This window comes from Isoptericola sp. NPDC055063, assembly GCF_053608125.1.
The window spans coordinates 22,034-37,113 of sequence record NZ_JBSGUW010000019.1 but is presented as its reverse complement, the minus strand read 5'-3'; the positions used below and the strand labels follow the sequence as shown (position 1 = coordinate 37,113).

General features: G+C 74.0%; 16 protein-coding genes and 1 tRNA gene. 9 read left to right on the top strand and 8 right to left on the bottom strand.

Annotated elements, in window-relative coordinates; all coding sequences use genetic code 11:
• Positions 1–29: 29 nt before the first annotated feature.
• Together ygfZ and ACWF41_RS19830 are read right to left on the bottom strand one after the other, a co-directional pair.
• Positions 30–1,181, bottom strand: a complete 1,152-nt coding sequence (gene ygfZ / locus ACWF41_RS19835; RefSeq protein WP_380316660.1) for a CAF17-like 4Fe-4S cluster assembly/insertion protein YgfZ — start codon at positions 1,179–1,181, stop codon at positions 30–32.
• 11 nt (positions 1,182–1,192) lie between these two features.
• The gene (locus ACWF41_RS19830) at positions 1,193–1,756 is read right to left on the bottom strand and encodes an FABP family protein (protein ID WP_380316663.1); all 564 of its coding nucleotides are present in this window, start codon (positions 1,754–1,756) and stop codon (positions 1,193–1,195) included.
• 214 nt (positions 1,757–1,970) lie between these two features.
• Between ACWF41_RS19830 and ACWF41_RS19825 the strand changes: the two genes are divergently transcribed.
• Entirely contained in the window at positions 1,971–2,357 is a 387-nt protein-coding gene (locus ACWF41_RS19825) for a DsrE family protein (protein WP_380316665.1), read from the top strand.
• 231 nt (positions 2,358–2,588) lie between these two features.
• Positions 2,589–3,263, top strand: coding sequence for a YceI family protein (locus ACWF41_RS19820; RefSeq protein WP_380316667.1), 675 nt, complete (start codon positions 2,589–2,591; stop codon positions 3,261–3,263).
• A 45-nt stretch (positions 3,264–3,308) separates the two neighbouring features.
• Here ACWF41_RS19820 and ACWF41_RS19815 read toward each other — a convergent pair whose 3' ends face one another.
• Positions 3,309–4,061 (bottom strand): hypothetical protein, encoded by a 753-nt coding sequence (locus ACWF41_RS19815; RefSeq protein WP_380316669.1) that lies wholly within the window; start codon positions 4,059–4,061, stop codon positions 3,309–3,311.
• A 242-nt stretch (positions 4,062–4,303) separates the two neighbouring features.
• Between ACWF41_RS19815 and ACWF41_RS19810 the strand changes: the two genes are divergently transcribed.
• Entirely contained in the window at positions 4,304–5,071 is a 768-nt protein-coding gene (locus tag ACWF41_RS19810; RefSeq protein ID WP_380316672.1) for a winged helix-turn-helix transcriptional regulator, read from the top strand.
• A 107-nt stretch (positions 5,072–5,178) separates the two neighbouring features.
• A complete protein-coding gene (locus ACWF41_RS19805) occupies positions 5,179–6,114 on the top strand; it encodes an alpha/beta fold hydrolase (protein ID WP_380316771.1) in 936 nt (311 codons plus the stop codon).
• Positions 6,115–6,156: 42 nt separating this feature from the next.
• Here ACWF41_RS19805 and nth read toward each other — a convergent pair whose 3' ends face one another.
• On the bottom strand, positions 6,157–6,897 hold the full coding sequence (gene nth, locus ACWF41_RS19800) for an endonuclease III (protein ID WP_380316675.1): 741 nt from the start codon (positions 6,895–6,897) through the stop codon (positions 6,157–6,159).
• 163 nt (positions 6,898–7,060) lie between these two features.
• Here nth and ACWF41_RS19795 point away from each other — a divergent pair, with 163 nt between their 5' ends.
• Positions 7,061–7,738: a Crp/Fnr family transcriptional regulator gene (locus tag ACWF41_RS19795; RefSeq protein WP_380316678.1), complete on the top strand. Its 678-nt coding sequence runs from the start codon at positions 7,061–7,063 to the stop codon at positions 7,736–7,738.
• 169 nt (positions 7,739–7,907) lie between these two features.
• Here ACWF41_RS19795 and ACWF41_RS19790 read toward each other — a convergent pair whose 3' ends face one another.
• Together ACWF41_RS19790 and ACWF41_RS19785 are read right to left on the bottom strand one after the other, a co-directional pair.
• On the bottom strand, positions 7,908–8,375 hold the full coding sequence (locus tag ACWF41_RS19790) for a RidA family protein (protein WP_380316681.1): 468 nt from the start codon (positions 8,373–8,375) through the stop codon (positions 7,908–7,910).
• Positions 8,375–8,539 carry a DUF4177 domain-containing protein gene (locus ACWF41_RS19785; protein ID WP_139820690.1) on the bottom strand — a complete coding sequence of 55 codons (165 nt, stop codon included), beginning with the start codon at positions 8,537–8,539 and terminating at the stop codon, positions 8,375–8,377. The genes ACWF41_RS19790 and ACWF41_RS19785 overlap by 1 nt, the downstream gene beginning before the upstream one ends.
• 128 nt (positions 8,540–8,667) lie before the next feature.
• Here ACWF41_RS19785 and ACWF41_RS19780 point away from each other — a divergent pair, with 128 nt between their 5' ends.
• The 3 genes from ACWF41_RS19780 to ACWF41_RS19770 all read left to right on the top strand — a co-directional run bounded on the left by ACWF41_RS19780 (position 8,668) and on the right by ACWF41_RS19770 (position 12,141).
• Positions 8,668–11,049 carry a transglycosylase domain-containing protein gene (locus ACWF41_RS19780; RefSeq protein WP_380316684.1) on the top strand — a complete coding sequence of 794 codons (2,382 nt, stop codon included), beginning with the start codon at positions 8,668–8,670 and terminating at the stop codon, positions 11,047–11,049.
• Positions 11,050–11,054: 5 nt separating this feature from the next.
• Positions 11,055–11,972: a metallophosphoesterase gene (locus tag ACWF41_RS19775; RefSeq protein WP_380316686.1), complete on the top strand. Its 918-nt coding sequence runs from the start codon at positions 11,055–11,057 to the stop codon at positions 11,970–11,972.
• Positions 11,973–12,064: 92 nt separating this feature from the next.
• Positions 12,065–12,141 (top strand) — tRNA-Pro (locus ACWF41_RS19770).
• Between the two features lie 471 nt (positions 12,142–12,612).
• Here the strand turns inward: ACWF41_RS19770 and ACWF41_RS19765 are convergent.
• Together ACWF41_RS19765 and ACWF41_RS19760 are read right to left on the bottom strand one after the other, a co-directional pair.
• Entirely contained in the window at positions 12,613–13,278 is a 666-nt protein-coding gene (locus ACWF41_RS19765) for a response regulator transcription factor (protein ID WP_380316689.1), read from the bottom strand.
• Positions 13,266–14,621: a sensor histidine kinase gene (locus ACWF41_RS19760; RefSeq protein WP_380316692.1), complete on the bottom strand. Its 1,356-nt coding sequence runs from the start codon at positions 14,619–14,621 to the stop codon at positions 13,266–13,268. The genes ACWF41_RS19765 and ACWF41_RS19760 overlap by 13 nt, the downstream gene beginning before the upstream one ends.
• 154 nt (positions 14,622–14,775) lie before the next feature.
• On the opposite strand from ACWF41_RS19760, the gene ACWF41_RS19755 reads away from it, so the two are divergent.
• Entirely contained in the window at positions 14,776–15,069 is a 294-nt protein-coding gene (locus tag ACWF41_RS19755; protein ID WP_380316695.1) for a hypothetical protein, read from the top strand.
• Positions 15,070–15,080: the final 11 nt, after the last annotated feature.

Genomic DNA, 15,080 nt, shown 5'->3' with positions numbered 1-15,080 from the left:
CGGCCGGGCGCGCGACCCGGCGGCGGGAGTCACAGCAGGCTCTGCGGGGCGTCCGACCCGCGCGGGGTCAGCCCGCGCGTCAGCGGGCCGTGGGCCTCGGGCCGGTCGGCCGAGACGCCGTCGCCCGGCACCACGACCTCCTGGGCCGCCGCGACCTGCAGCTCCTGGCCGCCGACGTCGCCCACGACGGTGAGCTCGGCGTCCTCGGGCACGGACCGCTTGACCACCGCGAGGGCGACCGGGCCCAGCTCGTGGTGCCGCGCGACGGTCGTCACGGTGCCGACGGCGCGGCCCTCGCCGCCGCCGACGCGCACCTCGGCCCCCGCCTCGGGGACCACGTGCTGCGAGCCGTCGAGGTGCAGCAGCACGAGCCGGCGCGGCGGACGGCCGAGGTTGTGCACGCGTGCGACGGTCTCCTGCCCGCGGTAGCAGCCCTTGTGCAGGTGGACGGCGGTGCGCAGCCAGTCCAGCTCGTGCGGCACGCTGCGGTGGTCGACCTCGTGCGACAGGCGCGGGCGCCACGCTTCGACGCGCAGCGCCTCGGTGGCCCAGGTGCCGGCGAGCGTCCAGCCGGCGGCCTCCCGCTCGGCGACGGCGGCCTCCAGGTCGGCACGCGGCACGAGCACCAGCCGCCAGGGGCGGTCGAGCCCGGGGTGCTCCGTCTCGGGCGGGCCGTACCGGGTGCCGCCCTGCGCGACGCGCGGCCAGGTGTCCCACCAGGTCACGGGCTCGCCCTCGGCGCCCTCGGCGGCGACGGGCTCCCCCAGCGCGGCGTACTCGCCGGAGACGTCGTCGATCTCGACCCGCATCATGAACTTCATGCGCTCGAGCCAGGCGGCGAGCGGCGCGGCGTGGTCGCCCTCGGTGACCAGCCAGGTGGCCTCCCCGTCGTCGACGACGCCCGCGGCGTGCTCGACGTGCCCCTGCGGCGACAGGACGAACAGCTCGGTGGACGTGCGCGGCGCCAACGCCTGCACGTCCTGCGAGGTGATCGAGTGCAGCCAGGACAGCCGGTCGGGCCCGGCGACCCGCACGACGCCCAGGTGCGACTGGTCGACGACGGCGCCGCCGCGCGCGAGCGCGCGCTGCTCGGCCACCGGGTCGCCGTAGTGCCAGGCCACGCCCTCGTCGGCGCCCGTGGCGGGCACCGCGCCGTGGCGGTCGAGCAGGGGTGAGTCCATCGCGCGGCTCCTCAGTCGCTCTCGACGCGGTCGAGCTGGGCGGAGGCGTACGAGCCGAGCGGGTGGCCGAACGCCGCGAGCTCCTCGACCCACATGAGCCGGCCCTCGACCAGCCCGTACAGCCGCTTCGCCGCGGTGACCTCGGCGGCGGTGGAGGTACGGGCCACGAAGTCGGTGGCGAGGTCGACGCGGCCGTTGCCGACCACCCCCAGGAACAGGGACAGCCGGCCCGACGCGTCGGTGACGAGCACCTCGAGCGCGTGCCGGTCGTCCTCGAGGCCCTCGGGCCGGTCGCTGGACACACGCCAGTAGCCGGTCTCCGTCGACCAGACCGTGTCGGGCTCGTCCCCGGCCTCGTCCGTGCCCTCACCGTCGGCGGCCGCCGCGGAGCGCACGCGCAGCATGGACTCGAAGCGCAGGTATGGGCCGCCGTCGTGGTCGAAGACGAGGTCGTGCACGAACGGCGTCTCGTCGATGCCGGTGTACTCGATCACGCCCTCGCCCCGCCAGCGGCCCACGAGCCACGCGAGCGGGTACACCTCGGGCGCGAGGCCCTCGGGGAAGGCGAAGGGCATCAGCGCTGGCCCTGGAACAGCTTGTAGACGACGTATCCGGCGAACCAGAGGATCGTGACGGTCACGACCACCAGAAGACCGGTGAACACTGCCTCGAGAGCTTGGATCGACATGCCGCGATCCTACCCAGCCGACCCCGCCCGCACCCACCGCCGCGACCGCGCGCGGCGCCGGCTGGACGTCGCGCGGGAGGGCGTGAGTAAGGTCGCCGCTCATGAGCACCTCGCACACCGCCGCCCCCGCGCGCTCGCTCGTGATCAAGACCACGTCCGGGCTGGACCGTCCCGAGGCGGCGAACCAGGCCCTGACGGTCGCCGCGGCCGCCGTCGCCGCGGGCGCGGAGGTCAGCCTGTGGCTCACCGGGGAGTCGGCCTGGTTCGCGGCGCCGGGCCGGGTCGCGGAGCTGGAGCTGGAGCACGCGGCGCCCGCCGCCGACCTGCTCGCCGCCGTCCTCGCCGCCGGCTCCGTCACCCTCTGCACCCAGTGCGCGGCGCGGCGCGGCCTCGGGCCCGACGACGTCCTGCCGGGCGTGCGGATCGCGGGCGCGGCCGTCTTCGCCGAGGAGGTCCTGCGCCCCGGCGCGCAGGCGCTCGTCTACTGATCACACCGCGCGTCACACCGTGCGCGCCCGCGGTGTGAGGCCGACCACGCGACGGAAAGCCACTCCCGTCGACCGGGGCACGTGCCGTAGATTGAAGGTTGAAGCACCAACGTTGAAGCACCCCTGACGCCCTGCCCGGTCCGCCCGGCGCGGGGCGTGCCCCTCCCGAGGCCTCCCCCCGCCGCCACGACGGGCGCCGGCCCCCGACGTCGCGATCCCGGAGAACTTCTCATGACCTCGCCCACCCGGACCTGGAACGACCTCGTCATCCCGGCGGCGGGCACGTACGTGCTCGACGAGGCGCACAAGCGGCTCGGCTTCCTCGCGATGCACATGATGGTCAGCCCGGTGCGCGGCGAGTTCCCCGTGGGCACCGCCACGATCCACGTCGCCGAGGACCCCCACCTGTCGTCCGTGTCCGCGACGCTCGAGACCGCGACGATCACGACGCACAACCCCGACCGCGACACGCACCTGCGCAGCCCCGACTTCCTCGACGTCGAGAACTACCCGACGATCGAGTTCCGCAGCACGGGCCTCGAGTGGCGCGCCGAGGAGGACCCGATGTTCTCCTGGGCCCGCCTCAAGGGCCGCGCCCCCGGTCGGACCGCCGTGCCGCAGGCCAGCAAGGAACGCACCTCCGCGAAGTTCGTGATGCACGGCGACCTCACGATCCGCGGCATCACGCACCCGATCGCGCTGAACGCGGAGTTCGGCGGCGCCCGCCGCGACCCGTTCGGCAACGACATCTTCGGCTTCAACGCCTCCGCCGACTTCGAGCGCGAGAAGTACGGCCTCGTGTGGAACGTCGCGCTCGAGGCGGGTGGCGTGCTCGTCTCCAAGACCGTGCGCATCGAGCTGGCGGGCGAGGCCATCCGCCAGGCCCCGGCCGAGCCGGAGGCCTGACCGGCCCGTCGCCGGCCCCGTCACCGGTCAGCGTTCAGCGGTCGGTCAGGCGACCGCGATCACCAGTCGCCCGACGACGAACACGAGGATGCCGGCGACCGCGACGGGCGTCGTGACGGCCGCCAGCACCGCGCGGCGGCCGGTCAGCGCGGGCTGCCGCTCGAACAGCAGCCGCAGGACGGCGACCACCAGGCCGGTCACGACGCCGGAGACCAGGCCGCTGACCGGGTCGATCCCCGGGAGCACGGTCGCGACCGCGCCGGCCGCGACGCCGCCGAGCGCCACCCCGACCAGGGATCCGGCCCACCCGCGTGCCACCGGCGTCGCCGACACGGCCGACGCCACCGCCAGGCCCACCGCGCTCACCACGACGAGCGACGCGCCCGCCTCCGAGCGCCCCGCCGCCACCCAGCCCGAGCAGCAGACGGCGACGACCGCGCCGGTCACGGTGCCGCTCACCGACTCCACCAGGCGGGGCCGGCCGCCGCGGCGCAGCATCTCCGCGACGAACGCGAGCACCAGCGCCATGGCGAGCACCAGCGGCACGTTGCGCAGCACCGGCTCCCCCTTGGTGGCCCACGCGACGGCGACGGCGCCGAGGCCCGCCATCGCGACGACCACCGTCGTGCCGCCCTGCGCGGGCAGCCGCAGCAGCGGCGCCCACCCGGCCGCGAGGAGCACCACGAGCACCGCCGCGACACCGGTCAGGGGCAGGACGCCGTAGGCGTCGAGGGACGCGGCGGCCGCGACGACGGCGGAGAGGACGGCCGTCCAGACGGCACGGGTGGTCACGGTCACGACGACGAGTGTCGCAGACGGCGCGGCCACGACCTGCCCCGGGAGTCCTCGGCAGGACGACCCGCGACACAGTCCGGTCAACGGTTCTTCACGCGCCGGAAACATGGTTCAGGGCACACTGCGGGGACCGGACATCGTGCCGGGACGGCCGCGGTGTGACGGATACCGCGCCGCGGTACGTTGGCGGACGCACCTGTCGGACGCTGTCGAACGGACCGTCATACGACCGGGAGGAGGTGCCGGTGGCCGAGCTGCTGATCCTCACGCCCGCGTCGGGCGGCTCCGTCGAGGTGCTGCCCGCGCTGGGCCTGCTGAACCACCGTGTCCGGGTGCTGCCCATGGAGCCGTCCGCGCTGGTGGACGCGCCCGACTCCGACGTGGTGCTGCTCGACGCCCGCCGCGACCTGGTCGCCGCCCGCACCACCTGCAGGCTGCTGCACGCCACCGGCCTCACCGTGCCGCTGGTGCTCGTCCTCACCGAGGGCGGCCTGACCGTCGTCACGCACGAGTGGGGCGCCGACGACCTGCTGCTCGAGGGGGCGTCGCCGGCCGAGGTCGAGGCCCGGCTGCGGCTCGTCGTCGAGCGCTCGGCCCGCGGGCCCGTCGAGGACGGCCCGCAGGAGATCTCCGCCGGCGACCTCGCCATCGACGCGGGCGGCTACACCGCCCGGCTGCGGGGGCGGCCGATCGACCTCACCTACAAGGAGTTCGAGCTCCTCAAGTACCTGGTGCAGCACCCGGGCCGTGTCTTCACGCGGGCGCAGCTGCTGCAGGAGGTCTGGGGCTACGACTACTACGGCGGCACCCGCACCGTGGACGTGCACGTGCGGCGGCTGCGCGCCAAGCTCGGGCCGGAGCACGACCAGCTCATCGGCACCGTCCGCAACGTCGGCTACCGGTTCGACCCGCCCAAGGAGCCCCGCCCCTCCGACGACGCCGACGCCGCTGCCGACGGCGCCGACGGCAGCGCCGCGGTCGACGGCGCGACCGGGCGCGCCACGGCCCGCTGAACCTCGCTGCCCGCAGAACCTCGCTCGCGGACCTCGCCGGACGTGCGCCTTGCGCGCCGCCCCGGGCCGGGGCGCGACGCAGCGGGTAGGTTCGACCGGTGACCGCGATGTCGGACTCCAGCGATTTCTCCAGCGCCCTCGTGGGCGGGCCCTGGCGGCACGAGCTCGTGCCCGCCAACGGCGCGCGCTTCCACGTGGCGCTGGCCGGACCCGACCGGTCGAACGGCGGCCGCACCCCGCTCGTCCTCCTGCTGCACGGGTTCCCGCAGTTCTGGTGGGCGTGGCGCCACCAGGTCGAGCAGCTCGCCGACGCCGGGTACCGCGTGGCCGCCATGGACCTGCGGGGCGTCGGCGCGTCCGACAAGCCGCCGTCGGGCTACGACGTCCCCACCGGCACGCAGGACGTGGCCGGCGTGGTGCGCTCCCTCGGGCACGACCGGGCCGTCGTCGTCGGCCACGGCACCGGCGGCGTGACGGCGTGGGCGATGGCGCGGCTGCAGCCGGCGGTCACCGCGGGCGTGGCCGCCGTCTCGTCGCCGCACCCCGCGCGCCTGCACGTCTCGGGCCGGCGGCTGCTGACCTCGCTGGCGCGCCGCCAGCTCGCCGCCTACCAGCTGCCCACGCTGCCCGAACGGCGCCTCACCGACGGCGACCAGGTGGCGCGCGTGCTGCGCGACGGCGCCGCGCGGCCGCTCGGCACCGAGGCCTACGACCTCTACCGCACCGTCATGCGGATCCCGTTCGCCGCGCACACCGTGATGGAGTCGCTGCGCTGGATGGTCCGCTCCACCCCGCGCCCGGACGGCCGGCGCTACCTGGCCGAGCTCCGGCAGCCCGTCGACGTCCCGGTGCTGCAGGTGCAGGGCGCGCTCGACGGCTTCATCGATCCCCGGTACGCCGACGTCGACGGGGCCGCGCTCGCCCGCGACTACCGGTACGAGCTCGTCGAGGGCGCCGGCCACTTCCTGCCCGAGGAGGCCCCCGACGAGGTCGGGAAGCTGCTCGCCGACTGGCTGCAGCACGCGCTCGCGCAGTCCCGCTGAGCCCAGGTCCGCCGAGTCCGGAGCCTCGGCACCCCTCGGTCCTCAGCCGCGCGGCCCCGGCTTGATCAGCTTCTGCGCGGCGACCGGGTCGGTCTCGCCGATGCCGAACGACGGGCACCACCGCGCCACCGGGCAGGCGCCGCACGCCGGCCGCCGCGCGTGGCAGCGCCGCCGCCCGTGCCACACGAGGTGGTGGCTGAGCATCGTCCAGTCCTTCTTCGGGAACAGCGCGCCCACCTCGTGCTCGACCTTGACCGGGTCCTCCTGGTCGGTCCAGCCGAACCGGCGGGCCAGACGGCCGAAGTGCGTGTCCACCGTGATCCCGGGAACCCCGAACGCGTTGCCCAGCACCACGTTCGCCGTCTTGCGACCCACGCCCGGCAGCGTCACCAGGTCGTCGAGCCGCCCCGGGACCTCGCCGTCGAACCGCTCGACCAGCGCCTGCCCCAGCCCGATGACGGACCGCGTCTTGGCGCGGAAGAAGCCCAGCGGCTTGAACAGCTCCTCCATCTCCGCGGTATCGGCGCCGGCGTACGCGGCGGCGTCCGGGTACCGCGCGAAGATCGCGGGCGTCGTCGCGTTGACCCGCACGTCCGTCGTCTGCGCGGACAGCACCGTCGCGACCAGCAGCTCGAGCGGCGTCGTGAAGTCCAGCTCCGCGCGCGCGTCCGGGTAGGTGACGGCGAGCTCGCGGTCGATGCGGCGCGCGCGCCGCACCAGCGCGACGCGCGACTCCCCCGTGGGCGTCTCGTCGGATGTCGTGGTGGAGCGCGTCGTCGGCACGTGCCGAGCCTATAGACGGCCTCCGACACCGCACCCCGGCGCTTCGCCGCGCCGCGATTTGGTCCCGTGAGGCAGACTGAGAACCGGAACACACCCTCTTGACACCATATGGACGACCGGCCCCGCACCGGGAAGGACGCCCCCGAACCACGTGAGGAATCCTGTGGACGACACCGTCGTGCTCTCCGCCCCCCTCTTCGCGGACATGGACACCGAGGAGACGAAGGCGCTCTTCGAGTCCATGATCCCTGTCGAGCTGACCCGTGGGGACGTCCTCTTCCGCGAGGGCGAGCCCGGCGACCGGCTCTACGTCATCGCGCAGGGCAAGATCAAGCTCGGCCGCCGGTCGAGCGACGGCCGGGAGAACCTGCTGTCGATCCTCGGCCCCGGCGAGATGTTCGGCGAGCTGTCGCTGTTCGACCCGGGCCCCCGCACCGCCACGGCGTCGTCCGTCTCCGACGCCCTCGTCTACGAGCTGCGTCACCACGCCCTCGTGCAGTGGATCGCCGCGCACCCCAGCGTCGCCACGACGCTGCTGGGCGCGCTGGCCCGCCGCCTGCGCCGCACCAACGAGACGCTGGCCGACCTCGTCTTCTCCGACGTGCCCGGTCGCGTCGCCAAGGCGCTGCTCGACCTCTCCGCCCGCTTCGGCGAGCCCAACGACGACGGCATCCGCGTGGCGCACGACCTCACGCAGGAGGAGCTCGCCCAGCTCGTCGGCGCCTCCCGCGAGACGGTCAACAAGGCCCTGGCGGACTTCGCCACCCGCGGCTGGGTGCGCCGCGAGGGCCGCGCCGTCGTCCTCCTCGACATCGACCGTCTGGAGCGCCGCGCCCGGTAGCGCCTCGCCGGGTCACGGTGCCGGCCGCAGACGGAAGGGGCGTTCTTCGCCCGGTCGCGTTCACGCGCCCCAGGGGGCGCTCCACTTCGGGAACTTCTACGACCGGGCGAAGAACGCCCCTTCCGTCTGCTCCGCTCTCAGGTGGCGGCCAGGAGCACGGCCTCGACGATCAGCCCTCGAGCTCGACGATCAGCTCGACCTCGACCGGGGCGTCGAGCGGGAGGACCGCGACGCCGACGGCGCTGCGCGCGTGGATGCCCGCGTCGCCGAAGATCTCGCCGAGGACGTTCGAGGCGCCGTTGATGACGCCCGGCTGGCCGGTGAACGACGGGTCCGAGGCGACGAAGCCGGTGACCTTGACGATCCGCGCGCCGTCGAGCGTGCCGGTGAGGGACCGCACGGCCGCGAGGCCGTTGAGCGCGCAGGTGCGCGCGAGGTCCTGAGCCTGTTCCGGGGTGACGCCCGCGCCGACCTTGCCGGTCAGCGGGAGCGCACCGTCGACGAAGGGCAGCTGGCCCGCGGTGTAGACGTAGCGGCCGGAGCGGACGGCGGGGACGTAGCTCGCGACGGGCGCGGCGACGTCGGGCAGGGAGATGCCGAGCTCCGCGAGGCGGGCCTCGGGCGAGGTGGCGCTCATCACTGGCCGCCGGAGGGGCGCTTGAGGTACGCCACCAGGTTGGTGCTGTCGGGGCCGGGGACGACCTGGACGAGCTCCCAGCCGTCGGCACCCCATTGGTCGAGGATCGCCTTGGTGTTGTGGATCAGCAGGGGGATGGTCGCGTACTCCCACGTGGTAGCCATGGCGCGATCGTAACCAGCGACCGCCGGTGCCGCCGTCCCCTCGCTCCCACGACGGGTCCACACGATCTGCACAGCGGGACGCCCGTCGCGGCCGTGCCGCCTCAGGCCCACCCCGTACCCTGGTGGGCATGGCCAAATCCGACCCCCGTCGCATCACGCGCACGATGCCGGCGACCCAGCTCGTCGCCCTCCTGCTCGCGTTCGTCCTCGCGGCCGGTGTCGGCGGCGTGCTCGCCGCCGGGCTGGTCATCCCGCTCGTCGCCGGGGCCAACGTGGCCGCGGACAGCACCGTCGCGATCTACGACGAGGTGCCCGCCGAGCTGGAGCCGCGGCCGATGTCGCAGCAGTCGCGCATCTACGCGGCCGACGGGAAGCTGCTGGCCACGTTCTACGCGCAGAACCGCATCGTCGTCCCGCTGGACGAGATCTCGGACACGATGCAGCACGCCGTGATCGCCATCGAGGACGAGCGCTTCTACGAGCACGGCGGCATCGACGTGCAGGGCATGACGCGCGCGATGGCGAACAACGTCGCCGGGCACGCCACGCAGGGTGCGTCGACGCTGACGCAGCAGTACGTGAAGAACATGCTCATCGACCAGGCGCTGCAGGACGGCGACAAGTTCGCCGTCATCCAGGCCAGCGAGGACTCGATCTCCCGCAAGCTCACCGAGGCGAAGATGGCCATCTCCCTCGAGAAGACGATGAGCAAGGACGAGATCCTCCAGGGCTACCTCAACGCCGCCCAGTTCGGCTCGCGCAGCATCTACGGCGTCGAGGCCGCGGCCCGTTACTACTTCAACAAGCACGCCTCCGAGCTGAACGTCGTCGAGGCGGCCACGATCGCGGGCATCACGAAGTCGCCGAGCCGCTTCGACCCGACGGTGAACCGCAAGGACGCCAAGGAGCGCCGCGACCTGGTGCTGCAGAAGATGTGGAGCCTCGGGTACATCTCCACGCAGGAGCGCGACGAGGCGCTGGCCACCAAGGTCAAGGACACCCTCGACGTGAACCCCACGGAGATCGGGTGCAGCGCCGCGGGCGACGCCGCGTTCTTCTGCGACTACGTCACCAAGGAGATCGTCACCAACAAGGCGTTCGGCAAGACGAAGGCCGAGCGGCAGCAGCTGCTGTACCGGGGCGGCCTCGAGATCCACACCACGCTGGACCCGAAGAAGCAGAAGGCCGCGCAGAAGGCCGTGAGCGACGCGGTCCCCGCCGACGACTCGAGCGGCCTGCAGTCCGCCATCGCCTCGGTGGAGCCCGGCACCGGCAAGATCATCGCGATGGCGCAGAACATCCCGTACACGCCGTCAGCGGGCGGGAAGAACACGACGCGCGTGAACTACTCGGCCGACGCGAACCACGGCGCGTCCGGCGGCTTCCAGGTCGGGTCGAACTTCAAGCCGATCGTGCTCGCCGAGTGGCTGAAGGAGGGCCACACGCTGTCCGAGCGGGTCAACGCGACCAAGGTCGCGCGGCTGCCCGGTGACTTCCAGACGCCGTGCATCGGCCGGCTCGGCGGCACGGCCTGGGCCCCGGCGAACTCCGAGGGCGTCGAGGTCGGGTACATCTCCGCCCTCGAGGCGACCTACAAGTCCATCAACACCGCGTTCGCGGCGATGGGCTACCAGCTCAACCTCTGCGACCTGCGCAGCACCGCCTGGGACATGGGCTTCCGGCCGACCAACTCCAAGGAGGGCAAGGTCACCAAGCCGACCGAGAAGAGCATCGACATCTTCGCGCCGATGCTCATCGGCACGCAGGAGTCGTCGCCGCTGAACATGGCCGCGATGTACGCGACGCTCGCCTCGGGCGGCACGTACTGCTCGCCGGTCGCCATCACGTCCGTCTCGGGCCCCGGCGGCAAGGACTACAAGGTCCCGAGCGCGCACTGCGACAAGAACGCCCTCCCGGAGAACGTCGCCAACACCGTGGTGTACGCGATGGAGAAGGTCTTCTCCAGCAGCGGTACGGCGGCAGGGCTCGGCGGCGGCCTGTCCGACGGGCGCCCCGTGGCCGGCAAGACCGGAACCTCGCAGCTGTCCTCGCAGACGTGGTTCACGGGCTTCACGCCCAACCTCTCCACGTCCGTCTGGGTGGGCAACGCCGACAAGCCGAACGAGGACCACTACCACGGCCCGATCTACGTGAACGGGACGGGCTACCCGCACCTCTTCGGCTCGAGCGTCGCGGCCCCCGCGTGGAAGGCCTACATGGACCAGGCCGTCGCCGACCTGCCGGTCGAGGACTTCGGCGCCGCGGACCCGAAGCTGGTCGGCGTGACCGCTCCCCCGCCCTCGACGTCGGACGACGGCGGCGACTCCGGGGACGACGGCGACAACGGCGGCGACCACGGCGACTCCGGTGGCGACAACGGGGACAAGGGCGGCGACAAGGGCGGCAACGACCGCGGCGGCAACGGCAAGGGCAACAGCGGCCGCGCCGACGCGAACACCGCCTGGAACGAGATCACCGACGCGCTCGCCGACGAGTGGGGCAAGAACTGACCGCGGTGAGCGGCTGGCAGGTGGCGGGCGGCGTCGCCGCGGCCGGGATCGCGGGCCTGGCGTACGCCCACGTGGAGACGAAGCTCTTCACGGTGCGCCGGCACACCGTGCCCGTGCTGCCCGCGGGCCAGCCCGACCTGCGCGTGCTGCACGTGTCGGACCTGCACCTCACGCCGTCGCAGAACCGCAAGGTGGCGTGGGTGCGGTCGCTGGCCGCGCTCGAGCCGCACCTCGTGGTGAACACCGGCGACAACATGGCGCACCGGGACTCCCTGGGGCCGCTGCTGGACGCGCTGTCGCCGCTGCTCACCACCGCGGCGGGCGCGTTCGTCATGGGCTCGAACGACTACTACGCCCCCGTGCCGAAGAACCCCGCGCGCTACCTCAAGCGCGACACCCGGGTGGCGCACACGCGCCCCGCCGAGCTCCCCTTTGAGGAGCTCGCCGACGCGATGCGCGCCGCGGGGTGGAAGGACCTCGGCAACCGGCGGGACGTCGTCGAGGCCGACGGCCGCCTCCTGTCCCTCGTGGGCGTGGACGACCCGCACCTCGACCGCGACGAGTTCCCCGCCCCCGCGCCGGCCGAGGGGGACGACGCCGTGCTGCACCTGGGCGTCACGCACGCCCCGTACCGTCGCGTGCTGGACCGCATGCACGCGGACGGCGCGGACGTCGTCCTCGCCGGTCACACGCACGGCGGGCAGCTGCGGCTGCCCGGCATCGGCGCCCTCGTCACGAACTGCGACATCGACCGCCGACGGGCCAGCGGCCTGCACGGCTGGCCCGGCCCGCGGCCCGACGAGACGGGCGGACGGGGCTCCGCCTGGCTGCACGTGTCGGCCGGCGCGGGCACCTCGCCGTACGCCCCCGTACGCTTCGCGTGCCGCCCCGAGGCGACGTTGCTCACGTTCACCGCCCGGTAGGCGGATCTCGTTTTCGTCCAGGCCCGATCGTCGGCTATTCTGGGCAGGCTTCCGCAGGAGGGCTTCGGTTCTCCGTGCGTGGGCGAGTCCTTCGGGGTGTGGCGCAGCTTGGTAGCGCGCTTCGTTCGGGACGAAGAGGTCGCAGGTTCAAATCCTGTCACCCCGACCAGCCGAGAGGCCCTCTGACCAGCGGAAACGCTGGACGGAGGGCCTCTTGCCTTGCCCACGGGGGGCGCCGGAACGGTCACAGAGGGGCGCCCGGTGTGCACCACGACGTGTCCTGGTCGTCGCCCGTGCGGGCATGGTGCCACCGGACGAGGATCGAGGTACGAGCGCAGCTCGCACTCCACGTCCGAAGGAGACACGTCGTGAGCGGTCCAGAGAACACCGATCCCACCGAACCGACGAGCCCCGGGGCTCCCGCGCACCCCGGCAGACGTCGCGCCGGCGACCCCGTCGACGAGCCCAAGAGCCCTGGCCCGCCGGCCCGACGAAACCTCACGTCCCGCGGACGACACCCCTGACGAGCCCAAGAGCCCCGGCCCGCCGCCGGGATCGATCCCCCGGCACTCGGCCTAGGCGGTCGTCCCGCACCGCCCGTCGCAGAGCCGGGCGTGTCAGAGCACGACGCCGCAACCCCTCAGCGACGGGCCGCGAGGTAGCGCAGCACCGCCATGACGCGACGGTCCGCGTCGTCGTCCGGGGCGAGGCCGAGCTTCGCGAAGATGGACCGGATGTGCTTGTGCACGGCTCCGGGCGAGACGACGAGGCGGGCCGCGATCGCGGCGTTCCCCTTGCCCTCGGCCATGAGGCCGAGCACCTCGAGCTCTCGCGGCGTCAGGGGCGCGAGCGGGTCGGCGCGGGAGCGCTGCACGAGCAGCTGCGCGATCACCTCCGGGTCGACGGCGGTGCCCCCGGCGGCGACCTGGGCGAAGCACTCGAGGAAGTCGTCGACACGGCCGACGCGCTCCTTCAGCAGGTAGCCGAGGCCGCCCGAACTGGCCTGGAAGAGCTCAGTGGCGAAGGCCTGCTCGACGTAGGCGGACAGCACGACGAGGCCGATGCCCGGCTGCAGGCCGCGGGCGGCGACGGCCGCCCGGATGCCCTCGTCGGTGTGCGAGGGGGGCATGCGCACGTCGAGGACGGCGACGTCGACGTGGCGGCCGGACGCGACCTCGTCGCGCAGCGCCGCGAGGAACGACTCCCCGTCGCCGACGGCGGCGACGACCTCGTGCCCCTCGCCGGCGAGGAGCATGGCGAGCCCCTCCCTCAGCAGGGTGTCGTCCTCGGCGATCAGGACGCGCACGGCACCTCCACCTCCAGCCGCGTCGGGCCGCCCTCGGGGCTGCTGATCCGCAGGGTGCCGTCGAGCGCACCGACGCGCGCGGCGATGCCGCGCAGTCCCGTGCCGGGCGTCGTCGGCCCGCCCCCGCCGGCCGCGTCCGTCCCGGTGCGGGCCTCCGCGCCGCCCACACCGTCGTCCTCGATCACCAGGCGCGCCACGGACGCGCCACGGTCCGAGACGACCCTGAGGTCGAACGCGCACGACGTGGCCGAGGCGTGCCGCACGACGTTCGCGAGGCCCTCGGCGGCGACCTGGTACAGGGCGGACTCGACGGCCGCGGGCAGCGGCGTCGGCAGGTCGCACACGACCTGGCACGGGACGTCCGACGCCGCGGCCAGCCCGGCGAGCGCGCCCTCGATCCCGCGCTCGGCGAGGACGGGCGGCCGCAGGTCGCGGACCACGGTGCGCAGCTGCTGCAGGGCGTCCTCGGCCGCGGACTGGGCGGCGACGAGCGCCTCGAGGGCAGGCCCCACCTCCGGGCCCGGGGCCAGCGCCGCCGTGCGCCGCTGCGCCAGGCCGAGCATGACGCTCACGCCGACGACCCGGCTCTGGACGCCGTCGTGCAGCGCCCGCTCGATGCGCTCGAGCTCGGCCGCGTGCGCGGCCAGCGCGTCGGCCCGCGTGCGCGTGAGCTCCGCGACGCGGAGGGAGGCGTCGACCGAGGGCGCGGGCGCGAGGAGCGACGTCGCGAGCCGCACCTGGAGCGCGGCCACGCCGGGCGTCACCGCGACCACCGCGACGGACCAGGCGATCCCGCTCGCGAGCACCGCGAGCGCCCCGCCCCAGGTCGTGACGGGCTGGCCCAGCGCCGTGCCGGCCTCGCCGGCGGGGACCGTGCGCCACCACAGCACGAAGCTCACCTCCCGCAGCGCGAGGACGACCATGACGAGCGTCAGGATGCTGAGCAGCAGCCCGACCGTCCCGTGCAGCACGCACCAGGCGAGGTCGCGCCGCGTCGCCGGGTCCCGGACGACCGACGCGCGGGCACCGGCCTCGGACCGCGGGGTGCCCGTCCGGGCCAGGCCGTACGGCGCCGGGACGAGCACCCCCGCGCGCGCCATGCGGGACCGTTCGATGGTGCTCACACGGCGCAGCAGGGCGGCCGCGGCCGGCCAGGCGAGGTACCCGATGCCGATCAGGGACGTCACGAGGACCGGCACGACGAGGAGCGTGGCGCCGAAGGCCAGCACGTTCGTGACCAGCCCGCCGCCCAGGAGCTCGACGGCAGGCAGCAGCCGCCCTGCCGCCCTGGTCCACGGTGTCGTGTCGCGCCGCACGAAGCCCTCGTCTCTCTCCCGCCACACGGTAGGCGAACACCTCCGCCGGGACGGCCTGGAGCGGCAGAAGGTAGCGCCTGCACCACCACGAAGAGTGCATCGCGCGGGATGGGTCCGCGACTCCGCGCTGCCTAGCGTCGTCCTCGACGGCGCACCGTGCGACCGTCCCGAGGAGGTCACGATGCACGAAGGCGTCGACCGCGGGCACGACAACCCGCAGACAGGACTACGGCTCGCCGCGTGGACGGCGCTGGTCGTCGGGGTGCTGATCAACCTCACGATCGCGTTCCTCCGGGTGGTGCCGCAGGTGATCGCCGAGGTGCCCCGGCTCCAGGAGCTGACCGCCTGGTGGCCGGACCTGCCCACCGTGCCGGGACCGCCGCTGCTGCTGCAGCTCGCGTCGGGCATCCCGGCGGTGCTCGCGGCCGGTTACCTCGTCTGGGACCGAGCAAGACGCCGCAGCGCGCGGCGGTGAGGTCGTGCCGG

Bases quoted from the DNA above. Each gene is read 5' to 3' on its own strand.
- ACWF41_RS19820 (WP_380316667.1), top strand. From the start codon at position 2,589: ATGACCTCGCCCACCCGGACCTGGAACGACCTCGTCATCCCGGCGGCG.
- ACWF41_RS19780 (WP_380316684.1), top strand. From the start codon at position 8,668: ATGGCCAAATCCGACCCCCGTCGCATCACGCGCACGATGCCGGCGACC.
- ACWF41_RS19830 (WP_380316663.1), bottom strand. From the start codon at position 1,756: ATGCCCTTCGCCTTCCCCGAGGGCCTCGCGCCCGAGGTGTACCCGCTC.
- ACWF41_RS19805 (WP_380316771.1), top strand. From the start codon at position 5,179: ATGTCGGACTCCAGCGATTTCTCCAGCGCCCTCGTGGGCGGGCCCTGG.
- ygfZ (WP_380316660.1), bottom strand. From the start codon at position 1,181: ATGGACTCACCCCTGCTCGACCGCCACGGCGCGGTGCCCGCCACGGGC.
- ACWF41_RS19790 (WP_380316681.1), bottom strand. From the start codon at position 8,375: ATGAGCGCCACCTCGCCCGAGGCCCGCCTCGCGGAGCTCGGCATCTCC.
- ACWF41_RS19785 (WP_139820690.1), bottom strand. From the start codon at position 8,539: ATGGCTACCACGTGGGAGTACGCGACCATCCCCCTGCTGATCCACAAC.
- ACWF41_RS19825 (WP_380316665.1), top strand. From the start codon at position 1,971: ATGAGCACCTCGCACACCGCCGCCCCCGCGCGCTCGCTCGTGATCAAG.
- ACWF41_RS19755 (WP_380316695.1), top strand. From the start codon at position 14,776: ATGCACGAAGGCGTCGACCGCGGGCACGACAACCCGCAGACAGGACTA.